The 896-nt window shown below is 71.3% G+C and carries 1 protein-coding gene; it reads right to left on the bottom strand.

Annotated elements, in window-relative coordinates; translation table 11 throughout:
* Window positions 1-896: COG1470 family protein (locus Msi02_RS42780; protein WP_204053410.1), on the bottom strand; the 896-nt coding region annotated here is incomplete at both ends.

Here is an 896-nt window from a genome sequence, read left to right as displayed (position 1 = left end):
CGGCGGCTGGTGACCCGGAGGGTGAGGATGGCCAGGACGAGGAGGGCCAGGAGGGCCAGTTGCGGCCAGGGCAGGGCCCAGACGGTGGTGTCGATCGCGACGCGTTCGGCGGTGACGCCGGGGAGTGGTTTGCCCGCGGGGGAGGGGATGGCCATGATCGTCGTGCCGATCGGTCCCAGCGGCCAGGCGCCGGTCACGCGTGCGGTGAAGGTGCGGCTGCCGCCGGGCATGATTTCCCTGGCCTTGGCCTCGGAGGTGTCGTCCCAGCCGCTTTCGCCCGCGAGGGTGGAGGTCAGGATGCGGCTGTCGGGGGCCAGGCGGACGTTGCCGACGTTGGCCACGGTGTAGGTCACCTCGACGGTGCCGGGGGCGAAGGGGTTCCACGATCCGATGTAGTCGGCGTGCACGTCGCTCACGGCGACCTTGGCGGCGAAGTTGCCGGTCACGCGGATGTTGAGGCGGACGCCTACCCGGTTTTGGACCCGGACCTGGCCGGAGATCGTCTCTACGGACGCGGTCACGCCCGCGGGGTGGTCTCCGGGGGTGGCGTTGGGCGGGATGGACACGGTGAGGGGCACGATGGCGGTGGCGCCGCCGGCGATGGTCACCTTGTCGGGGACTTCGACCCAGGCGCCGCCGTCGACCGGTGTGGCGTCGGAGGGGCGCATGTCGAAGTATCCCTTGGAGGTCAGGTAGCCGTCGTTTGCGTCGATGGCGAAGTCGACCGGCTGGGTGGAGCGGTTGATGACCGCGATGTGCTCGGTGGCCTGCTGCCCGCCGGCGAGTTCGAGGTCGATGACGCTGCGGCCGTCGGGGCCGTTCGCGTCGGCCGGCACGACCGACCAGGTGGTGTCCGCGCCGGCGGGGGTGGCGAAGGCGACCATGGCGACCAAGAC

It is taken from the genome of Microbispora siamensis (assembly GCF_016863095.1).
Lineage (GTDB): Bacteria > Actinomycetota > Actinomycetes > Streptosporangiales > Streptosporangiaceae > Microbispora > Microbispora siamensis.
This window is presented reverse-complemented; position numbering and strand designations above follow the sequence as displayed.